2 protein-coding genes are annotated in these 564 nt (G+C 30.5%); one reads left to right on the forward strand and one right to left on the reverse strand.

Translation table 11 applies throughout. The annotated features are described in order from the left end of the window. A partial coding sequence (locus ACVC2P_RS17260; RefSeq protein WP_452599693.1) for a MotA/TolQ/ExbB proton channel family protein occupies nucleotides 1-252 on the forward strand: 252 nt, incomplete at its 5' end. Nucleotides 253-257: 5 nt separating this feature from the next. On the opposite strand, the gene ACVC2P_RS17265 is transcribed toward ACVC2P_RS17260, so the two are convergent. Next, on the reverse strand, nucleotides 258-564 hold a 307-nt coding region (locus tag ACVC2P_RS17265; RefSeq protein WP_452599694.1), incomplete at its 5' end, for a hypothetical protein.

Genomic DNA, 564 nt, shown 5'->3' on the forward strand with positions numbered 1-564 from the left:
TCTAAAAAAATGCTGAGCCTATCTATAGATACTGGACTTCTTGGCTTAACAGTTGGCTTTTTAGGTTCTATTTTAGGGCTTATTCAAATGTTTGATGTATTGCAGTCTATGGGGGAAACAGATCCAGGTATTTTTGCTGCAGGGCTTAAAGTATCGTTATTAACTGCTACTTTTGGCTTGTTTACGTTTGTTGTTTCTAGAATTGGTATTTTAATTTTGAGATGGATTCAAAAAGAAGATACTAAAGTCTAATAATATTATATAACATCAATCAAATCCTGAATGCGTAATCTCTTACTGTAGTCATAATCATTTATGTCTCTTATAAGGCATTGCGCATTTATACTATTGTCCTCAACACGTTTTAAAAGGTACTCTGCTGGAACAGGGCCATATTCTTCAGACTGTTCTATATAATAATATTGATGCTTATTAATAATGTTTTTAGCTTTATTTACATATTTATCATGTAAATAATTAGTAATATCATCGTAAGTATTAAAGGTGGTGTTACTTCTGGTTTCATTTATAAAAACGGCTAAATTATTAGAGTGTCTATCTATA

The sequence above is a fragment of the Pontimicrobium sp. MEBiC01747 genome (assembly GCF_053601635.1).